At 46.1% G+C, this 636-nt stretch carries 1 protein-coding gene; it reads right to left on the bottom strand.

Annotation, left to right across the window (positions count from 1 at the left end; all coding sequences use genetic code 11):
• Window positions 1–636: phosphoribosylformylglycinamidine synthase subunit PurQ (locus tag AB5935_RS27075; RefSeq protein ID WP_368327984.1), on the bottom strand; the 636-nt coding region annotated here is incomplete at both ends.

The raw sequence follows: 636 nt of genomic DNA, 5'->3' as shown, positions 1-636 counted from the left end.
CAGTACGTCAGAATTAGAGAAACCACCGCAGTAAACGATCATGTTTACGTCTTCCAGGGTTTCGCGTCCGCTGATGAGGTCGGTCATCGTAACGTCTTTTACGTCGAAACCGGCTAGGTAGAGTGAGTAAGCCATTTCGCGCTCACCGTTTGTACCCTTCTCACGGATGATAGCCGCGCGAATACCGCTTGGGGTACGACGATCCGGAGTGATACCGTATTGAGAAAGCTTACCTTTGAATTCCGGCATGAAAGCGAATTCAACAGGTTGCATCTTATAGTTTTCGAAACGTGCTTTTGCGCAACCGTTCATAGATTGTTTGCGGTCGAGCAGGTAAGAAGAAGAATACCAGACATCACGCATATAATCGATACCGAATTGGTAAGTAGCACCGTCTTTAGATACCAAAATGTGGCGTTCGTCAGTCGGTTTACCCAGCTTTATATAGCCTACGCCGGCGTCTTCCAGAATCTTCTTCACTTCATCCTTATGCTTGTCGCTGATCTGGATAACAATACCCGGGTTTTCTGCAAACAGAATCTTGACGATATCTTCTTCCTTCATCTTGTCGAGGCTGATTTCCAAACCGCCTTCTACATTAGAGAAGCACATTTCGAGCAATGTAGTGATTAAACC

The sequence above is a fragment of the Phocaeicola sp. RTP21198st1_B8_RTP21198_201120 genome, assembly GCF_040929485.1.
GTDB classification, from domain to species: Bacteria; Bacteroidota; Bacteroidia; order Bacteroidales; family Bacteroidaceae; genus Phocaeicola; species Phocaeicola dorei.
The sequence above is the reverse complement of the archived record's forward strand: the minus strand, read 5'-3'. Positions and strand labels throughout refer to the sequence as shown.